Raw genomic sequence first — 20495 nt, forward strand, 5'->3', positions numbered from 1 at the left:
GTCAGATCACCCCTGCCTTCAGGAAGTGCTTCCTCATCAGACGCTTGCCCACGAGGGCTCCCAGGAATCCGGCGAACGCCGTGAGAGCGACTATGAACACGATCCATTCTGCATTCCCGTAGTACTTGAGGTACGCGTTCACGTACTCCTCGCCCATCATCCTCACTTCGGCAAGCTCTTGCAGGTACCCCTGAAGGTTGACCAGTATGGGGATGATCGACGACAGCGAGTACAGCGCGCTGAACGTCGCCCACGCCGCTACGATGCGGTTCGGCTTAGCCCGCTGCGCGGCCGTGCGCAGGAACAGCGCATCGATAGCCAAACCTCCCACCAGGTAGAACGGCAGCATGTACCACAGGTTTCCGAACATGAGGTACACCAGCGCCATCACGCACGCGTAGAACGCCGTGACGCCGAAGCGGTTCACCCTCATAACCATGAGCATGTACAACGGCGCAACCACCAAAACGTACGTCGCCGCCATGAACAGCATGGAGAAATCCACACCCAGCATGGTAACCGACCCCACCACGAACATGACGACGATCATCAAGGCGCTGAACAGCACCGCGGTGACGACCTCCTTGACGCCCCACATCTCGAACGCGGCCCCTTTGCGGGACTTCGACGTCTCATAAGGCGAATGTTCCATATCGACCTCTCTTTCCCATGCGTTTTGCATGTCTTGGTTCATCTGATGTTCCGGCACCGAACGCGCCGGATCGAATCCGAAGCGCTACTGCTCGCTGGCCAGCCGCCAACCGGCCGCCTGCTGGCGCTCGCGCCAAAACGACCGATACCGGCCGGGCACCTTCACCAGATCGCCGTGGGTTCCCTGCTGGGTGATGCACCCCTTCTCTAGGACGGCTATCTGATCTGCGGCGGCGATGGTGGACAAGCGATGGGCTATGGCGATGACCGTGCGATCGCGCGCCAACTCGTGCATAGCCTCCACGATGGCCGCTTCGTTTTCCGCATCGAGCGCGGCCGTGGCCTCGTCGAACAGCACGATGGGCGAGTCCTTCAGCAAAGCGCGCGCGATAGCGACGCGCTGGCGCTCTCCGCCCGAAAGGCGGCAGCCTCCCTCGCCCACGGGCGTGTCCCATCCCTGCTCCAGACGGGCGGCCACCTCGTCAAGGCGCGCGACGTGCGCGGCGCGGCGCACCTCCTCGGGCGTTGCGTCGGGGCGCCCCGCCAGCACGTTCTCCTCGATGGTTCCGTCGAACAGGTACACGTCCTGGAACACGAGGGATATCTGCTGCATGAGCTCGTCGGGACGCATGTCGCGCACGTCCACCCCGCCGATCGAAACGCTGCCCTCGGAAACGTCCCAGAAACGCGCGACCAACCGCGTCAGCGTCGTCTTTCCCGAGCCGGAAGGGCCCACTAAAGCGGTCAGGCTGCGCTCGGGGCACGTCAAGCTCACGCCTTGCAGCACCGGACGGGATTCCTCGTAGGCAAAGCCCACGCGATCGAACACCACGCTGGATCCGCAAGGAACGCGGGGGTTGCGGGTTTCGGGCAGAGGGGGCGTCTTCAATATCCCCTCGGACGCGTCCAGCGCGTTCTTCGCCACGCGCAGCGCCATCCCCTGCGACCCGATGAGCGTCAAAGGATCGACCAGCCTCAAGGAGAGCACCGCTACGAACACGTACGATGCCACGTCGATCTGGCCCCAGGCCAAAAGAGCCGTGGCCGTTGCGAACACGACGGCGAACACGACCTGGATCAGCATCGTGTAGCGCGCCACGGGTGCCGATGCCATGCGCAAGGTGGCAACCGTCGCCGCACGGTCCCGCTCGATGGCCTGCTGCAAAGCGTCCCAGCCCTCCACCGAACGCTTCGTCGCGCGCAAAACGGGCTGAGCGTGCGCGAACTCCAACACCCGGGCCGCCACTTCAGCGTTCGAGAGCTCCTCCTGCCTATGGCCTTCGCCTGCGGCCTTCGCCATGGCGCGCGAAGCCCACAGCAGCAGCGGAGCCGCAATCACGAACACCAGGCCGATGCGCCAATCCACGAACAGGAACAACACCACCACCGCAGCCGGCGTGGTGACGGCGATCACCATCTGGCGCAAAAACGTGCTAGGCACGTCCATGGCCATCTGCAGCTCCTTGGTGAGCAGAGCCGCAACCTGCCCCGAGCGCTCTTTCGTGAACCACCCCAGCGGCAGGCGCACGATATGGTCGCCCAAGGCGTCCTGCAGCGCATGGCAGATCTGCTCGATGCCGATATAGTAGCCGCGATTGTCCGCGAAAAAGCCGATCACGGAATGCAACAGCGCCAGCGCCGCAGCCAGCGCCACCAGATACCCCGCCGCAACGTAGTCGCCCGCTATCAGCGAGCGCAGCAGCGGAAGCAGCGCCACGTACACGGCCGCCTCCGCCAGGCCGCACAGCACGTACAGGAAAGCCTGCGTCTTCACGCCGGTCGGCCGCCCTACCAGATCGTCGATTTGGGTCGTTATCATCGTTCCTCGCTTTCGCGCGAATCGGCACCGTTCGGCTCCGCTTCGCCATCCGCTTCTTGCGGCCCCGCGGCCGCGCCGCGCATCGCGGCTCCTTCCACAAGTAGCGCCTTTTCCAGCGCATCCACCTGCTGAGATCGCCACAGTGCCGCATAATGGCCGTCGGCCGCCAGCAGTTCCTCATGGACGCCGCGCTCCACCACCTTGCCCCCGACCAGCACTAATATCTGGTCCGCATGCACGATGGTGTCCAGCCGATGCGCGATCACGACGGTCGTCCTGCCTTTCGCCAACGCGTTCAGCGCTTTTTGGATGGCCGTCTCGTTCTCAGGATCCGCATGGGCGGTCGCCTCGTCGAGCACGAGAATAGGCGCATCTTGGACGATGGCGCGCGCGATGGCCACGCGTTGCGCCTCGCCGCCCGACAGATCCGAGCCTTCGCTTCCCAGCACCGTGTCGTAGCCTTGCGGCAACTCCATTACGCGATCGTGAATCTGGGCCTGGCGCGCGGCGGCCTGCACCTGCTCGTCGGTGGCACCGGGACGGCCCAAACGGATGTTGTCCGCGATGCTCGCTCGCAAAAGCATGCTGTCCTGGAACACCACGGCAACACGCGAAAGCACCTCGCCGGAGGCCATCTGGGGAAGCTCCGTTCCGTTCATGCGCACCGACCCTGAAACGGGATCCCAGAAGCGAGGGATCAAGCGGGCGAGCGTCGTCTTGCCGCTGCCCGAATCTCCCACGAGGGCCGTCACCGTTCCCGGCTCCAACGCGACGTCGACGTCTTGCAGCACGAAAGGCAGGTTCTCGCCGTACGCGAACGCCACGCCCTCGAACTCCATGCACACGGGTCCTTCGGCCGCCGGGCGAGGCCGCTCGGGTTCGGCCAACGGAGCCACGTTGAGAACGGAGGCCAGATGGTCGGCGGCCTGCAGCGACATCTGCAGCATTCGAATGCTTCGAAACAGGTTGACCAGCCCCGCGGGAATTCCCACGCCCAACACCAGAAAAGGGACGCACCGCTCCAAAGGCAAAACGCCGTTCGCGACGAAGGCCAGCGTTGCAGCCAGCAGAACCACCAGCATTGCTCCCGGCGAGAACAAGGCCGACACCCAGCTGAACGCGTTGCCATTGCGCTTCGTCCACACATAGCACGCTTTCGCCAGCTCCTCGGTAGCCGCCCGGTACCGTGCGCCCGCACGGCTTCGGGAACCGAAGGTCTTGATGACGGCGATGCCCTCCACCATCTCCACCGCAGCGGAGGAAACCTCCACCATCGCTTCGTTGAACCTCTTGTTGAGAGGACCGAAATCCCTCATCATGAACGGCCACGCAACGCCTATCACCACGACGAAGTACGCCACCAGAAGAAGGGCGAAGCGAACGTCCACCGTGAACAGGTACACCAAGGGGATCAAGGGCGAGAGCAGCGCGGCGGTCACGTCGACCGGCGCATGCCCGACCGATTGATGCAGGTTGAGAACGTCATCGGTGGCAGCTTGCTTCACCTGCGCCGAGCTGTTGTCGTTGAACCATCCCAGCGGAATCTTCCCCAAGTGCTCTATCAGCACGGTGCGCACGTGAACGCGAAAATCGGCGTCGGCGTAATGACAGCGGCCGGTGGCCATGCTGAACAGCATCCTTCCCGCCGCCGCGCCCGCGACGGCGACCAGAACCCACATCGCCAGCACGTCGGACGGGGGAACGCCTTCCGTGATGGACAGCTGGGCAACGCGCGCGATTGCGAGATAGGGGACGAACTCGCACGCCGACGACAAGGCCGCGATGGCGACGTTGCCTATGATCCTCCCTTTCACCGGCTCGATCAGACGCAGATACGTGCGCCGAGCGGCGGCACTGTCGACAGATTCCATAAGCGGCACTCTTTTCTCTCTCGGAAACAGGGGCGGCGGCGGAGCAAGCCGGCCGATGTGCAGATGTTAGCCATAGCTAACTTCAAGAAATGATTTTGGGGATTTCACCACATAATCTACATACATTCTTATTCCGCACTTGCATGAGTCGGAAACAACAAGTAAGTTAGACATGGTTAACATATAGCGAGCAGACCCGCTCCCGACGTTCGGGCGGCTTATGCCCGACAAGGAAAGCGAGGAAACTCATGGCTCGACAGGTTCTACAGCAAGACAAACGCGCGCTCATGCTCACGCAAACGCCCGGCAAGCTCATGATGTCGCTCAGCCTGCCTGCCATCGTCGGCATGGCGGTCATCGGGCTGTACACGTTCATGGACGCCGTGTACGCAGGACAGCTTATCGGGATGGAGGCCATGGGAGCCGTGGCCGTGGCCTACCCGTTCACGTTCATCAATTCCGGCGGCGCTTCGATGATCGGCATGGGGTCGGCCTCGGTGCTGTCGCGCGCCATCGGCGCGAAAGACCAGCGCACCATCGACCAGGTGATGGGCAACCTCGTGGTCATGAACCTGGTGCTGTCGCTCACCGTCACGATCGTCGGCACGGTGTTCGCGCGCCCGCTGCTGGCCCTCACCGGCGCACAGGGGCAGGTCCTCGACCTGGCCGAATCCTACCTGCGCATCATGCTCGTCGGCAGCCTGTTCGTGAACTTCGCGCAAAGCTCGAACATGGTCATGCGCGGCAAAGGCGAGCTGGCGCGGGCCATGGCCATCATGGGAGGAGGCGCCGTCCTCAACATGGTGCTGGCCCCTCTGTTCATCCTGGCCCTGCGCGACCAAGGGCTCGGCATCCAGGGGGCGGGCTGCGCCACGGTGATCACGCAGATGATCCAAGCGGGCGTCATGCTGTGGTGGTTCGTCAAGCGCGAGAAGACGGCGCGTATCGTCCGCGTGGCCGTTTCGCCCGCGATACTCCCCGAAGTGCTGAAGGTGGGCGCGTCCGCCATGCTCATGCAGGTGCTCGTGCTGGTACAGCAAGCCATCGCCTACCGCGCGGCCGCCGCATGGGGCGGCGCGGAATGGCAGGTGCTGCTGGGAGCTGCGCTGCGCATCCAGGCGTTCGCCTTCATCCCTTTGTGGGGCATGAGCAACGGCCTGCAGCCCGCGGCCGGAACGAACTACGGCGCCGGACTCTACGGTCGCGTGCGCAAGCTGACGATCGTCTTCTGCCTGGGCTCGATGGCGCTGGCGCTGCTGTTCTGGGTACCCGCGATGCTGGCGCCGGAAGCCACGCTGTCGCTGCTCGTCTCCGACCCGGCCGTCGCCGCGATGGGCGCCGACGATTTCAGGGTGTTCTTCTCCACCTACCTGGTTGCAGGCCCCATGGTCATGGGCATCACGCTCTTGCAAGCGCTCGGACAAGGCGGCAAGGCGGCGATCCTCACGTTCGCGCGACCCGTGGCTCTGTTCGTCCCACTCGTGCTGATCCTGCCGAACGTCGCAGGGCTCGGCATCCACGGCGTATGGGCCGCATCGGCCCTGTCCGACGGCGTCATGATCGTGGTGGCGGCGTTCATGGTGGCAAGCGTGATCCGCAACCTGGGAAAGGACGAAGGCTCCGCAGCTGACCGCGTGACCATGGAAGAGGAAGCCGCCCGAGCCTAGCGGGCCGGCGCGCCGCCCTCTTGCCGCTGCCGTCTTGCTCGTGCATCATGCAGGCGTTACCCTCGAAGAGCTGGCAGCGCAACGGTTCTGCGCATACGGCATCACGAGCAAACCGCCCGATGTTTCACGTGAAACATCGGGGTTCGCACGCTGCCCCGTCGCCTCGTTCAGCCGCAAACCTTTCCGAGCACGCATGCAAGCCCGTCTATGTCGACCGGTTTCGCCACATGGGCATCCATGCCCGCATCGAGCGCGGACTTCACATCTTCGGCAAATGCGTTGGCCGTCAGCGCGACGATCTTCACTTCTTCCGAGCGGGCGCTGCTGCAAGCGCGCAGAGCGCGCGCTGCCTCGTAGCCGTTCATCACCGGCATCATCACGTCCATGAACACCGCATCGTAATATCCTGCCGGGTGCTTCGAGAATGCATCGATCGCCTTTTCGCCGTTCTCGGCCCACTCCACTTTCGCGCCGCGGCAGCCGAGAAGCTCTATCAATATCTCAGCGTTCAGCTCGTTGTCCTCGGCCAGGAGAAACCTCTTGCCCTCGAATCGATAGGAGGTGCTCTCCGGCACGACTTCAAGCGGCGGACAAGCATCCGCCGACGAGACGACGCGAAGTTCCAATGTCACGCGAAACGAGCTGCCTCGTCCTTTTTCGCTGTCGACCTCGACAATGCCGCCCATGGCGTCGATCAGCGCCTTCGTTATGGACATCCCCAACCCGGTTCCCTGTATCCGCGCGATAGACACCTCTTCGCTGCGCTCGAACGGATCGAAAATACGCTCGACGAATTCCGGCGACATGCCCATGCCGTTGTCGGTTATCGTGAAAGCAACGCTCGCATAGCTGGGCCGCGTTTTCGCCAGCTCCTGCACGACGAGGGCTATGGAGCCGCCCTCCTGCGTGTACTTCACCGCATTGGACGCAAGGTTCAAAAGGATCTGGCTTATGCGCAGCTCGTCTCCCGAGAACGCCTTATGCTTCATCTTCGAGCGATCGATGCGCAGCTCTTGACTCTTCGCCTGAGCCTGAGGACGGATGATGGCCTCTACCCCGCCCACGACGTCATCGATGTCGAACCGACGCTCCTGAAGCTCCATCTGCCCGCTTTCGATGCGCGACATGTCCAGAACGTCGTTTATAAGCTCCAGCAAATGACGAGACGACGCGGTGATGGCATCGAGGCAACCGGCTATCTTCTCGCTGGCCTCGCCGCTTTCCCGTGCGATCTTCGTCATGCCCACGATGGCGTTGATGGGCGTGCGTATGTCGTGCGACATGTTCGCAAGGAACTGGCTCTTCGCCTCGTTCGACGATCGTGCGATATCGAGCGCCTGCTCGAGCATCAAACTTCCTTTTTGCTCGTTCGTGCGATCGGACAGCACCAGCACGTACTTATCCACCCCTTTGATGGATTCCCGGTACAACGTTTCCTGGTACCAGCGACGCTCTCCTGTGCGCGCTTGAATGCGCTCGCGAAACACTTGAAGGCACTCGCCCTCTTCCAACGACGCAATGTCATCGATTCGAGGGTCGGACGATGGATCGGCCGCCGAATCCGACAGCGCTCGTATGTTGTTCTTCACCGCTTCGACCGACACGCCCAAAAGCTTCTCCACATTGGGACTGACGTATTCGACCTCGTACGCATCGGGAGAGAACATAACGTAGATATCGTCGGCATTGCGCACCAGCATGCTGAACAGCTGCTCGCGGCTCTCGATGGCCAGCTCCTTCGCATCAGCCCGGCGCCGCACGCGGCGAAGCAGGGTCAGCAAACCCGCCAACCCGAAGATGCGCGTCCAGCGCGCATTCGGCGCTCGCTTCATGCGTCAGCCAATCTCTGAGCCATCGACATCCCCTCGATCAAACCGACCTGCCTGAGTGCAGAAATTGTTATACCTGATCAAACATAGCCTTATTGCATGCGGTGTCAGAGTATAGCACCCTATTGGGAAGGAGGTAAACCGTCGGAGCCCGCCGCGGTCCTAGGGCACGATCGTGCGGTCGACGTCAATCATACCCGCCCTCTCGAGAAACGCGAGCACGGACTGGAGCATAAGGCGGTAATACGCGGTCATCGATTGGGAGAACCCCTCGTCGTCGGCTCTGCGCGCCTGCCCGAGAGCGATGCTTTCGAGAGACGAGAGAGCGGACGCGCTTTCTCGCGAAGCCGCGAACAGCGTAAGGAAGGCTCCCCAGCGCAGCAAATCGTTCAGCTCCCGCAGAATCGTCTGCAATGCGCAAGGCTCCGTGCATTCGATCAAACCCGTTATGAGAGCCTTCGACACCGCCCAATCCCCCTCCTCGACCGCGAGGGCGCGTTCCGCAGAAGAGGCCACCTCCTCCGCATGACCTTGCACGCGGCTCAATGCAGCAGGCAGCACGGCGCACATCATCTGCGCCGCATGGACGTACGTGCCCACATCTCTCTTGAACGAGTGATCTTCCAGCCAGCGCTCGCTGAACGTCGCATTGCCCAACTGCACGCGCGTGCCCAACCCGTTGACGGTGCGCGCGACGCCTATGACGTTGAGCGCGCCGTACGCTTTCTGCACCGTGGAAGCGGAGACTCCATACTGCGCCGACAGCTCGGCGATGGAAGGAAGCAGCTGGCCGTCAACGAATTCCCCCCGAACGATGCGTTCCACAAGATTGCGAGCTATTTGTCCGTGCACGAATTCCAACCCGGCCTTCGCATTCCACGCGTACCCGAACGATCCGATGTCCACGGCGGGGGCATATGCGTTCTCGAGCGCGTCGAAATACGCCCCGACGCGCTGCGCGACGCCGCGATACATGCAACCGAACCGATACTGCACCTCATCAGCATCGCGCAAAAGCAGAGAGGAGAACATCCACGTCATCAAACCCCCGTCGACGTCGACCGCACGCGAGGCAAAAGGGCTTTCGAAACCCGGAACCACCGGCACCAGACCGATGCGCTCCAAGCTTGCGAAGCACGACGTGAACAACGGGTTGCCTGCCTTTGCCACCAGGCCGTGCAAAACAATCGATGCGTGCGATATGCGCCACCCTTCCGATACGCCAGAGCGATCAACGCGCTTCGCATCCTGAGCCAAAGCGAAAAGATCCTCGTCAGAGCAGCATCGAGCGGCTAAGTGGAACAACGGGGGCATGACCAGTTCGAGGGTTCTGTAGCAATCGGCAACCACCTCGCGACGCGCCAGCAGCGCACGGATGCGACCGTCATCCGCGTCATCGGCCGGACGGTACGCCACGACAGCGCGCTTTCGCTCCTCCACGACAATGTACCCGTCGGCCTTCAAAGCACGCTGCACGTCGCGGATGGTTCTGATGCCCACCCGAAATCGATCGCACAAGTCGTGCAGCGACGGCAACGCGTCGCCATAGCGCAGCGCTCCCTGCTCGATGTCGCTGACAAGCTGACGATACACGTACTCGAATAAGGTGGCTTTCTTTTCCAAACCTCTCCTTCGCCGCTTCCATGATGCGGTATTGTACCGCGGCGGCTACCAATCAAGCAGATTGCTTATCGAATGAAGCAGAAAATATTTTATCGGATATCTAATGAAATCCCCGGTCAAACAGCTGCTACGACAACGAGAGGAAGCAAACGAGCACCGATGTCGATTCACCATGCTAAACGTGGTTGACATTAAATGTTTTACCGTCTAAACTACTGGAAGTCGTCATAATTTGACGAATTCACGGGGAATGTTAGGACATGGTGTTGATGTTTGAGCTGAACGTCAAATCCTACATCAAGCGGAACCCACGCTTACGCCAAGCGAAGATGGGTATGCTCATGAGCAAATGGGCTTGGAACCGCAAAGTCTGCCCCCGCCAGTTCAAGCGCTTCTTCTCCAGCTTCACGTTGCCGAAGACTTCCGCGCTGTTCGCCTCGTTCTTGAATACTCGCCGCGTTGCGTATTCCTCCGCAAACTACGGAGACGCCTCGGCAACCAAGCTCTTCATCTTCCTTTCCTAAGTTGGTGCCCCTCGGGGGAAGTGCGCCCTTCGTCGGGTCGCGCTTGCCTTGTATCGTTGTGCCCGAAGTAAGGAGAGAAAGGGGGTGAAGGCAGGACGTTGACGTCCTACCTTCCCGGAGGATCTCCGGATGCCCCTAACAACCGATCCTTCTCACCAGATCGTTGCCAAAAGTATACGAACACCAGCCGATCTCAGCAAGAGTTCGGCAAGCGGTCGCATATTTTCCTCCGATCTCCTATCGGTAGTTAGGTTCCGCATCCCGCCTCCCGGAAGGCGACGCGAAAGTCGAGGGCACGGCTCAGCGTCACTCCACTGAACATCGTTTTCACCAGGACCGCCTCATAGCGGCCAGGGCGAAGCACGGTCTGCGGTGGATATCGATCCGCAAGAATCGTAACTGAATCGCGGACGGTCCCTGCGACCGAACGCACACAGGAGGTAAACATGGCTACCACTACAGCCAAAAAGAAGGGGATCCACTTCGCATGGTTCGTCCTCATCGGCGTTCTGCTGATGATGGGTCTGTGCCGTGGCGGCATCAACAGCGGCATGGGCTTGTTCTTCCAGCCTATCAGCGCCGACATGCACATCGGCGTGGGCGAAGTGGCAATGATGTCGTCCATCTCGGCATTGATCACTATGTTCTGGAGCCCGTTCGCGGGTCGCCTGCTCGACAAGTTCGACATCCGCATCATCACCGTAGTCGCCGTCGCCATCCAGGCGGGCTGCTTCGCCGCGCTGTCGCTGGTCGACGCAGTGTGGGGCTTCTACGCGCTGGCCGGCATCATGGCGTTCGGCTCGGTGTTCGCCACGCAGCTGGTGGGTCCCATGATGATCAACCGCTGGTTCAAGGATAAGAACGGCCTGGCCATGGGCATCATGATGAGCTTCGTGGCCATCTGCTCCGCCGTTCTCTCGCCGGTCGTCGCCTCCATCATCGCATCGAACGGCTGGCGCATGGGCTATATCGTGCTGGGCGTGCTCGCGCTGGTTATCGTGATCCCGGCCGTGCTCATCTGGTTCCGCACGCCCGAGCAGAAGGGGCAGCTGCCCCTCGGCGCCACCGAGGCCGACATCGAAGCCGCCAAGAACGCCGATCCGAAAGCCGCCGCCGAGGCCGCGAAGAACCTGCCGGGCCTCACGTCCAAGCAAGCGCTGAAGACCCCCACGTTCTGGTTCTTCTTCATCTTCATGGTGCTGCTCACCGGAACGCTGGCGTTCGCCTCCATCGTTCCCACCCTGGCTATCGAAGCTGGTTTCGATACCGTGACCAGCGGATTCGCTATGACGGCGTACATGATCGGCACGGCTATCGCCGCCGTCGTGTTCGGCACGATCTCCGACAAGCTGGGCCCCCTCAAGGCCACGATGGTGGCGTGCGCGTGCGGTTTCATCGCCCTCTTGGGCCTCATCTTCTTCCGCACGAACCTGTACATGTTCTTCGGCTCGCTGTTCTTCTACGGCTGCCTGTCCGCCACGCTGGGCGTCATCGGCCCGCTGGTGCTAGGCACGCTGTTCGGCCAGAAGGAATTCGGCTCCATCTACGGCATCGTCATGATGGCCACCGGCATCGGCTCCATGATCCTCATCCCGGCGTACGGCTTCATCTACGATGCGACGGGCAGCTTCACGCCCGCCCTCATCATGATCTTCTGCTTCATCGTCGTCTGCCTGATCTCCATGATCATGGCCTTCAAGACCGGCAAGAAGGTTCAGGCCATGTGGATGCCGAAGGCGTAAATCAGACGCGCCACCCGGCGCTTTGCGCGGAATGCGCTGCGCGCCACCCGTTTGGTTCCACTGCGGGGCACGAGCCCCGCAGCCGGCGGGCACCGGAAACAACCGGACCGCCCGTCACACTACAGTCCTTTTGAAAGAGGAGGAAACACATGGCTCTGAAACTTCTGGAAGGCATGAAGGTCATCGAGATCGCCGCGTTCATGGCGGCTCCGATGGGCGGACGCATCCTGGGCGAATGGGGCGCCGACGTCATCAAGGTCGAGCCTCCCACCGGCGACAGCAACCGCGGCATCGGCCTTGCCCGCCATATCTACAACGGCGACCAGGCCGGTTGGGACTCCATCAACTCCTGCAAGCGCTGCATCACGCTCGACACCCGCAAACCCGAAGGGCTGGCCATCCTCAAAGAGATGCTGAAGGACTGCGACGTGTTCCTCTCGCATCTGCGACCGAAGGATTCCAAGAAGCTGGGTCTGGACTACGAGAGCCTGTCGAAGATCAATCCGAAGATCATCTGCGGCAACACCTCCGGCTACGGCACCAAGGGCGAGTGGGCTCCCCGCGGCGGGTTCGACGCGGCCTCCTACGCCGCGCGTGCAGGCTACGACTTGGACTGCCCCATCAAGGGCGACAACCCGATGATCCCGTACTTCGGCTTCGGCGACATCCCCACGGGCACCTATCTGGCCATGGCCGTGCTGGCCGCCTACATCGAGCAGCAGCGCACCGGCAAGGGTCAGGAAGTGAACGTGGCCCTCATGCACGCCGGCATGTGGAGCGTGGGCGTCCCCATCGTGACCGCCGCCTACGGCGACGAGTACCCCACGGATCCGAACTCCGTGCTGCCCCTGGCCCGTCCGTACATGTGCTCCGACGAGAAGGCCATCGCCCTGATGGGCCTGCAGTGGCACAATTCCTGGCCTGAGTTCGTGCATGCCTTCGGCATGGACGAAGACCTCATCGCCAAGTGGCCCGACTATCAGACCGCGCTGGCCGCTTCTGCCGAGATCACGCCGATCATCACCGAGGTGCTGGCCAACGTCACGCGCGACGAGGCCATCGAGAAGCTCATGACCACCGATATCCCGTTCGACCTCTGCCAGCATTTCGCCGACCTGCAGGATGACCAGCAGGCTTGGGACGCCGGGTTCTTCCAGGGCATAGATTATCCTTCCGGCAAGCACATCGGCATCGTCAAGGCTCCGGCCATCTTCTCGTCGGGCGAGGCCGAGTTCGGTCCCTCCGGCTATCCGGGCGAGTACACCCGAGAGGTGCTCAAGGAATACGGTTTCGACGACGCGAAGATCGACGAGCTGCGCGAGCAGGGTCTCGTGACCGAAGAGGATCAATGGGACAAGGATCAGTACAACATGGAGAAGCTGATGGCCCAGGCCGCAGCCGCCAAGAAGAAGGCCGAGTAACTGCTGAGACGCCGTTAGTGGAAAGCGGATCGCCAGCTGCGACGGCGATCCGATGAAGTACCGTTTTCAACCGCGCGGATACCGGTGATCCGCGATCCGCGCAAAACAACCGCCAAGGAGGCACAGAAATGATCGATTTCTCTAAGACCGAGGAACAGGAACTGCTCATCGAAAGCATCAAAGAGCTTCTCGAGCGCGAGATGCCGGCCGAAAAGGAGCGCGAATGCTATCGCAACGGCGAGTTCCCCTGGGATGCTTGGAAGGCCATGGCCGAGGCCGGCTTCACGGGCTTGGGCCTGCCTGAAGAAGTGGGCGGCACCGACGTCGACCTCATGACGGTGGCCCTGGCCAACTTCACCATCTCCCGCTACGGCGGCCCGCTTGCCGCGTTCTACTCCATGGGCATGCCCACGATGTACGACGTGTGCGAGTTCGGCACGCCCGAGCAGATCGAGAAGTACGTGAAGCCTTACATCGCGGGCGGGGCGCCGCTGGCCCTGGGCATCTCCGAGCCCTCCACCGGCTCCGACGTGGCCGGCATGCAGACGTCCTACGCGTGGGACGGCGACACCGCGGTCATCAACGGCGGCAAGCACTACACCACCTGCGGCATGGAAGCTCCGGCCATCATCGTCATCGCCAAGGATCCGACGGTTGACAACGTCCATCGCGGTGCGACGATGTTCTTGGTCGATCGCGACACCCCCGGTGTGACTATCAACAAGCTTCCCAAGATGGGCCACGAGAACGCCCCCACCAGCATCTGCGAGGTGTTCCTGAACGACGTGCGCGTGCCCCGATCGGCTATCCTGGGCGTCGAGCACAACGGCTTCATGCAGACCATGGCGAACTTCACCCGCGAGCGCATCGCCAACGTGTCCGGCGTCATCGCCACGGCGGTCAATGCGTTCGAGGATGCCTGCGCCTACGCCAACCAGCGCGAGCAGTTCGGCCAGCAGATCGGTCGCTTCGAGCTGGTGCAGGAGATGATCATGGAAATGTCCTGCAAGATCGAGAACATGATGAACATGCTGTACAAGCTGTGCTGGCAGGCCGATCAGGGCCAGGACGTGCGCATCCTCGCCGGCATGGCCAAGTACTACTGCTCCAAGGCCACCTGCGAAGTGGTTGACGACGCCATCCAGGTGCTGGCAGGTATCGGCGTGGTGGGCGACCATCGTGTGGGCCGTTACTACATCGACATCCGCAGCGCCCGCATTGCCGGCGGTTCCGACCAGGTCATGGTGTTCAACACCGCTCCGCAGATCCTCAAGCGCTACCGGTAAGACGACAGAACGAGCAAGGGGCGGGCTGACGAAAGCCTCGCGTCCGCCCCGTTCAACGCACATGAGGAAACGGGCAGCGCTTGCTGCTGCAGAAGGAGGTGAGTAACGCGATGGATCGATGTGACGGCATACCGATTGACAGGGTTGCTTTTTCGAAACAGCTTCAACAGCTTGCCGAAAAGTGGGGGGACGAGACGGCTCTCGTCGATGTCTCCCGCGACGGATCGGAACGGGCGTTGTCTCGTCGAGAGCTGTTCGAGGCGATCGAGAAGGTCGCCTGCCATCTCAATGATCGAAACGTTCAACAGGGAGATTACGTCGTCATAGCCCTTCCCAACGGTTACGAGAACGTCGTTGCGACGCTTGCCGCCTGGCAGCTGGGAGCGTGTTGCGTATTCATGTCCCCCAAGGGAACCGATGAAGAACGCAACCATATACACGCGCTGTTCGAGCGCAAGCTGCTGATATCGACATGGGATTGCGACGACGAGGATTGCATATCGCAGCAAGACGTGCGGAACTGGATCCGAGGAGAGTTCCCCCATGGAGCCGAGATCCTGCCGTTCTTCGCCTGCGAGCCCTCGCGGGCTATCCCGACGGGAGGGTCGTCGGGAAAACCCAAGCTCGTCGTGCAAAAAGTCAGGCCGGCCTACTGCGAGATGGATCTGTCGGCTTGGACGGCGATGACGGGGCAGACCCCTTGGTCGAAACAGCTTATCCCCGGTTCCCTGTTTCACAACCTGTACAGCAATGCCACGTACATCGGACTGTTCTTCGGGCAGACCGTGTACCTCATGGAACGCTTCGACGAAGGACAGGCGCTCGAGCTCATCGAAAAGCATGGGATTCAATTCATAGGCTTGGCTCCCACGATGATGGACAGGATGATGCGCCATCCTTCCTTCCAAACCAGAAACCTGGAAAGCCTGGAGGCCGTGTTCCACAGCGGCGGCCCCTGCCCCGACAAAGTAAAGCTTGCCTGGATCGAGCGCGTCGGCGCGAGAAAAGTGTACGAGATGTACGGCGAGACCGAGATGATCGCAAGCACGTTCATACGAGGCGAAGAATGGCTGCAGCACCGCGGCAGCGTGGGACGCCCCTTCGGTTGCGAGCTGCAGATACGCGACGAGGAGGGTCGGGCGCTTCCCTGCGGCGAAGTAGGCGAGATATTCGGCAAGCCGGCTATGGGGCTTTCCGCAAAGTACGTGGGGCCGCAATCCATCAAATCCGAGGAAGACGGGTTCTTCAGCGTCGGCGACCTCGGTTGGCTCGACGAGGAAGGCTTCCTGTACATCTCCGACCGTCGTTCGGACATGATCGTGACCGGCGGGAAGAACGTGTACACCGCCGAGGTGGAGAACGCCATTTTCGACTATCCCGGTATCTCCGACGCTGTGGTTATAGGCATTCCCGACCAGCAATGGGGTCTTAGGGTGCATGCGATTCTCGAGATCGAAGGCGCGGAAAGCGAGTTTTCGACGGATGGTCTCAAAGAATTCCTCCACACCAAGCTGAGCGGATACAAATGCCCGAAGACCTACGAAATCGTACAGGACATGCCTCGCAACGAAATGGGGAAAATCCGGAGACGCGAACTGATAGAGCAACGTGTGTCCAGCTTATCCGAACGCGAACCCGGAACGAAAGCGTGAGAAAGCGATGCAAGAGTCGCATCGCGAAGATTAAAGAAAGGGAGTTTCATTATGGCAGAACGAGAGCTGAAGGCGACCTTGGCCGAAAAGCGCGACGGCGTGGGCATCATCACGCTGAACCGGCCTGAGAAGCTGAACGCCATCAATCAGGACATCATGGACGACCTGTACTACCTGTTCGACGCGTACGAGGAGGATCCCGAGGTCCGCGTCATCGTGCTGACCGGCGGCGACGGCAAGGCCTTCTGCGCCGGTGGCGACATCGAGGGCGAGATCCAGATGGACGTCGTGGGCTCGTACCATGGCGGCATCGAGGGCAACCGCCTGAACACCCGCATCGAGAAGTGCCGCATTCCCGTCATCGCCGCTATCAACGGCTTCTGCCTGGGCGGCGGCTTCGAGATGGCGCTCGCGTGCGACATTCGCCTCGCTTCCGAGCGCGCACGCATCGGCCTGACCGAAGTGAACATGGGCGTCATCCCGGGCTCTGGCGGCACCCAGCGCCTGCCCCGCCTCATCGGCCCCAGCCGTGCGAAGCTGCTCATGATGACGGGCAACCACTACAAGGGCGAGGCTGCGCTGGCCATGGGCCTGGTGGACATGGTGTTCCCGGCCGAGGAGCTGCTTGACGCAGCCGTGAACATGGCCAAGGAGATGGCCGCGAAGCCGCCGCTGGCGCTCGAGTACGTGAAGTGGGCCGTGAACGAGGGCATGCAGATGGATCTCGACCGCGCGCTGCTGTTCGAATCGGCCTTGTTCGCCCACTTGTACAGCACCGAGGATCAGAAGGAAGCGATGTCGGCATTCCTGGAGAAGCGCCCCACGCGTCCCTTCCAGGGCAAGTAGGAAACGCGGCTCATCCGCAAAGGGCGGGAAGGCCGCAACGACATGCCCGCCCCGGCGGAGCCCCGCGCTCCGCGAAACATGATTTTGAAACAGCTGCGCGCATGAGGCCGCAGCGAGTGAAAGGAACGAGCAATGTCTGATTTGAAGCTTCTTGATGGCGTCAAAGTCGTCGACATGTCCGCGTTCGTCGCGGCACCGATGGCCGCCGAGATCCTGGCCGAATACGGTGCGGACGTCGTTCGCATCGAACCGCTGACCGGCGACGGCATCCGCGGCTCGGGCATGACGCAGAACATCTACAACGGCGACGCCCCGCTGTACGACGCCATCAACGGCAACAAGCGCCACATCGCGGTGAACACGCGCACGGCGGAGGGCATGGGCGTGCTGTGGAAGCTGCTGGAGACGGCCGACATCTTCATCTGCCACATGCGCGAGAAGGATATGGTCAAGCTGGGCATCGACTGGGATACGCTGCATGCGAAGTTCCCGGCGCTGATCTATGCCAACACCACCGGCTACGGCAGCACGGGCCCGCTGGCCAGCCGCGGCGGCTTCGACATGATCGCCTACGCCACGCGCACGGGACTCACCACCGACGTGGTTCCCGAGGGCGCGCATCCCTACATGCCCTACCAGGCGCAGGGCGACATCCCCACGGGCCTGTACCTGTCCATCGGCATCATGGCCGCGTACATCAACCGCCTGCGCACGGGCCTGGGCGACCAGGTGTCGTGCAGCCTGTACGGCTCCGGCATGATGAGCGCGATGGTGCCCATCCTCTCCGGCCAGAAGCCCTACAACAACCTGTGGCCGAAGGGCCGCGAGAACGTCCTTCCGTTCTCCTGCATGTACCGCGGCTCGGACGACCGCTGGATCATGGTTGCCGGCCTGCAGTGGCATAAGGACTGGCCGCGCTTCGTGGCGCGCCTGGGCCTCGACCCCGAGCTGGTGACGAAGTACCCCGACTACATGACCGCGCTGGCCAAGTCCAACGAGATCATCCCCATGCTGGACGAGTTGTTCGCTACCAAGACCGTGCAAGAGTGGAGCGACATCCTCACCGAGGAAGACATCCCCAACGACATCTGCCTGAAGTTCAGCGAAGTCGCCGACGATCCCGCGGTGCTGACCGGCAACCTTATGAAGGAAGTCGAGATGCCCAGCGGCGAGGTCATCAAGATGCCGCGCACCCCGGTCTACTTCCGCGAGGCCGGCGCTCCCGACCCGGTCGTTGCTCCCACCGTGGGTGCCGACACCGAGGTCGTGCTGAAGGAATGCGGCTACACCGACGAGGAGATCAAGAAGATGGCCGAGGAGAAGGTCGTCGGCCTGGGCGACACCTGGGATCGCTCCATGTACGTCATCAAGTTCTAACTGCATCACGAAACGATTTCGCGGGTCGCACGGAGCATCGCGCGCGACCCGCGCATCGGAACAAGAAGCGCAACCAACTGAGGAGGAGTCAGAATGCTGCAAGCACCTTTGTATTTCGAAGACGTCGAGGTCGGCTACAAGTTCCAGTCCCCCGGCGGCCGCACCATCACGAACGCCGAAGTGGTGAACTTCGCGCAGATCACAGGCGACTACAACCTGGTTCATCTGGACCACGAGTTCGCGAAGACCGGCATGTACGGCGAGAACATCGCCCACGGCGCCCTTACGCTGACGCTGGCCGGCGGCATGTTGAAGCGCACCGAGTTCTGGTCGGCCACGGCCGAGACGCTGGGAGACCTCACGGGCTTCAAGCACGTGAAGTTCATGGCCCCGGTGAAGTTCAACAGCACCATCCACCTGGAGTGCGAGATCACGGACAAGACGGACAACGGCGACGGCACGGGCACCATCGAGCTGGCCGTGCATGGTATCGACCAGGACGGCACGCTGGTTCTGGACAACGTGCGCTACTACAACATCGCCAAGAAGAACTAGCCCTCGCCCGCCATCATCCTGAAGGAGGAATTCAACATGAACGAGCAACTGCAAGCTGCTTTCGACAAGAAGTTCAAGGACACCTGGTTCTTCGAGGACGTGCCGCTGAACCATGCGACCCCGGCCACCACGGGCCGCACCATCACCGAAGCCGACATCCTCAACTTCGCCGGCATCTCCGGCGAATGGGCGCCCATCCACATGGATCTCGAGTATTGCAAGGCCCACGGCCATGACTCCGTGCTGGCTCAGCACATGCTGATCTATACGTTCACGCCGTCCATCAACCCGTCCGATCCCATGATGGCGAAGATGAACAACTCCATTCTTGCGACCAAGGGCACGAAGAACTGGAAGTTCTTGAAGATGCCGGCCGTGGGCGACACCGTGTACACCACGTCCGAGATCGTCGCGAAAGACGACAACAAGCCCGAGCGCGGCGTCATCATCATCCAGATGTCGATGATCGACCAGAACGGCGACGTGCTGCAGACCGGCGAGTACCACCTCGTCGTAGCCAAGAAGATCTTCTTCGAGAAGCAGTTCGAAGCTGCCGCCGCCAAGGCGCAGCAGTAGCACCCCGCTCGCCCGTTGCCGCGGCCTTGGAGGGAGGGTCGCGGCAACGCCCGCGGGCATGGACATGCCGGTCAAACGGGAACTGACCCTTGTCATCCTGAGAGAAGCACCGCAGGCGCGAAGTCGAAAGATCCCGTGCGGCGCCAGCCGCAGCACTCCCTGTTAACGCAGCACGGGATCTTTCGACTTCGGCTTACGCTCGGAACGACAGGCAAGCAGTTTGCCCGGCATGTCCATGCCGCAGAACGGCAGGACGATAGGAGAAGAAAGGAAAGGCATCCATGAACATCATTGTTCCTATCAAGGTGCTGGCCGACGATCAGGACATCGTCGTAGCCGCCGACCGGAGTCTGGACGACTCGAAAGCCCATCGCATCGTGTCCACGTACGACCTGAACGCCATCGAGGCCGCCGTGCAGCTCGCCTCCGCCCACGCGGACTCGAAAGTCGTCTGCGTGTCGGTCGCCGACGCGAAGGCCGACGACTCCAAGCTGAAGAAGGGCATTCTCGCCCGCGGCGTGGACGAGCTGGTCATGATCGCCGACGACGCCTGCGCCGACCTCGACGCCCACGCGACGGCCGCCATGCTGGCGCGCCTTGTAGACGGGCTGGACGCCGCCGACCTCATCGTGTGCGGCGACGGCTCCGCCGACAACTACGCGCAGCAGGTGGACGTGCAGCTGGCCGATGCGCTGGGCCTGCCCGTGGTCACCGCCGTGTCCGCCGTGTCGGTGGAGGGCGCCGTCGCCACGTGCGACCGCATGCTGGAGACCCAGTTGCAGACCGTGCAGGTGGACTTGCCCGCCGTGATCAGCGTGGTCCCCGACATCGCGCTGCCCCGCATCCCCGGCATGAAGGACATCCTCGCCGCCGGCAAGAAGCCGTCCTCCGTGAACGCCGCTTCCGATGTGGAGGCCGCGGTCGTCGACGTCGTGGAGACCAAGGCGCCGCAGCAGGCCGAGCGCAAGATGGAAATGCTGGACGCCTCGGTCGACGGCGATCTGGAGAAATTCGCGGCCGCCCTCAAAGCGGCCCTGTAGGAAAGGTGATGTGGAC

Annotated in this window: 16 protein-coding genes; 11 read left to right on the top strand and 5 right to left on the bottom strand. The window is 62.0% G+C overall.

From position 1 onward, the window contains the following. Position 1 precedes the first annotated feature (1 nt). The 3 genes from ELEN_RS15480 to ELEN_RS15490 all read right to left on the bottom strand — a co-directional run bounded on the left by ELEN_RS15480 (position 2) and on the right by ELEN_RS15490 (position 4341). Entirely contained in the window at positions 2–652 is a 651-nt protein-coding gene (locus ELEN_RS15480; protein WP_009305545.1) for an MptD family putative ECF transporter S component, read from the bottom strand. An 84-nt stretch (positions 653–736) separates the two neighbouring features. Continuing rightward, a complete protein-coding gene (locus ELEN_RS15485) occupies positions 737–2470 on the bottom strand; it encodes an ABC transporter ATP-binding protein (RefSeq protein ID WP_015761533.1) in 1734 nt (577 codons plus the stop codon). Beyond that, positions 2467–4341: an ABC transporter ATP-binding protein gene (locus ELEN_RS15490; RefSeq protein WP_015761534.1), complete on the bottom strand. Its 1875-nt coding sequence runs from the start codon at positions 4339–4341 to the stop codon at positions 2467–2469. Before ELEN_RS15490 ends, ELEN_RS15485 begins: the two co-directional genes overlap by 4 nt. 248 nt (positions 4342–4589) lie before the next feature. On the opposite strand from ELEN_RS15490, the gene ELEN_RS15495 reads away from it, so the two are divergent. Further along, entirely contained in the window at positions 4590–6008 is a 1419-nt protein-coding gene (locus ELEN_RS15495) for an MATE family efflux transporter (RefSeq protein ID WP_015761535.1), read from the top strand. 167 nt (positions 6009–6175) lie between these two features. Here ELEN_RS15495 and ELEN_RS15500 read toward each other — a convergent pair whose 3' ends face one another. Both ELEN_RS15500 and ELEN_RS15505 read right to left on the bottom strand, forming a co-directional pair. Continuing rightward, positions 6176–7840 (bottom strand): ATP-binding protein, encoded by a 1665-nt coding sequence (locus tag ELEN_RS15500; protein ID WP_015761536.1) that lies wholly within the window; start codon positions 7838–7840, stop codon positions 6176–6178. Between the two features lie 159 nt (positions 7841–7999). Then, positions 8000–9460, bottom strand: coding sequence for a GntR family transcriptional regulator (locus ELEN_RS15505; protein ID WP_015761537.1), 1461 nt, complete (start codon positions 9458–9460; stop codon positions 8000–8002). 269 nt (positions 9461–9729) lie between these two features. On the opposite strand from ELEN_RS15505, the gene ELEN_RS15510 reads away from it, so the two are divergent. From ELEN_RS15510 to ELEN_RS15555, 10 genes are all read left to right on the top strand, one after another. Beyond that, on the top strand, positions 9730–9984 hold the full coding sequence (locus ELEN_RS15510; protein ID WP_015761538.1) for a hypothetical protein: 255 nt from the start codon (positions 9730–9732) through the stop codon (positions 9982–9984). Positions 9985–10430: 446 nt separating this feature from the next. Then, on the top strand, positions 10431–11726 hold the full coding sequence (locus tag ELEN_RS15515) for an MFS transporter (protein ID WP_009608932.1): 1296 nt from the start codon (positions 10431–10433) through the stop codon (positions 11724–11726). Between the two features lie 149 nt (positions 11727–11875). Continuing rightward, the gene (locus ELEN_RS15520; protein ID WP_009305553.1) at positions 11876–13147 is read left to right on the top strand and encodes a CaiB/BaiF CoA transferase family protein; all 1272 of its coding nucleotides are present in this window, start codon (positions 11876–11878) and stop codon (positions 13145–13147) included. 128 nt (positions 13148–13275) lie between these two features. Then, a complete protein-coding gene (locus tag ELEN_RS15525; RefSeq protein ID WP_009305554.1) occupies positions 13276–14433 on the top strand; it encodes an acyl-CoA dehydrogenase family protein in 1158 nt (385 codons plus the stop codon). Between the two features lie 110 nt (positions 14434–14543). Further along, on the top strand, positions 14544–16085 hold the full coding sequence (locus tag ELEN_RS15530; protein ID WP_015761539.1) for a class I adenylate-forming enzyme family protein: 1542 nt from the start codon (positions 14544–14546) through the stop codon (positions 16083–16085). 51 nt (positions 16086–16136) lie between these two features. Continuing rightward, entirely contained in the window at positions 16137–16931 is a 795-nt protein-coding gene (locus ELEN_RS15535) for an enoyl-CoA hydratase/isomerase family protein (RefSeq protein ID WP_015761540.1), read from the top strand. Positions 16932–17063: 132 nt separating this feature from the next. Further along, entirely contained in the window at positions 17064–18308 is a 1245-nt protein-coding gene (locus tag ELEN_RS15540; protein ID WP_009305557.1) for a CaiB/BaiF CoA transferase family protein, read from the top strand. A 93-nt stretch (positions 18309–18401) separates the two neighbouring features. Beyond that, positions 18402–18863, top strand: coding sequence for a MaoC/PaaZ C-terminal domain-containing protein (locus ELEN_RS15545; RefSeq protein ID WP_009305558.1), 462 nt, complete (start codon positions 18402–18404; stop codon positions 18861–18863). 36 nt (positions 18864–18899) lie between these two features. Further along, positions 18900–19439, top strand: a complete 540-nt coding sequence (locus ELEN_RS15550; protein WP_009305559.1) for a MaoC family dehydratase — start codon at positions 18900–18902, stop codon at positions 19437–19439. A 281-nt stretch (positions 19440–19720) separates the two neighbouring features. Further along, entirely contained in the window at positions 19721–20479 is a 759-nt protein-coding gene (locus ELEN_RS15555; protein ID WP_015761541.1) for an adenine nucleotide alpha hydrolase family protein, read from the top strand. Positions 20480–20495 lie beyond the last annotated feature (16 nt).

The organism is Eggerthella lenta DSM 2243 (genome assembly GCF_000024265.1).
In the GTDB taxonomy this organism is placed as follows: Bacteria; Actinomycetota; Coriobacteriia; order Coriobacteriales; family Eggerthellaceae; genus Eggerthella; species Eggerthella lenta.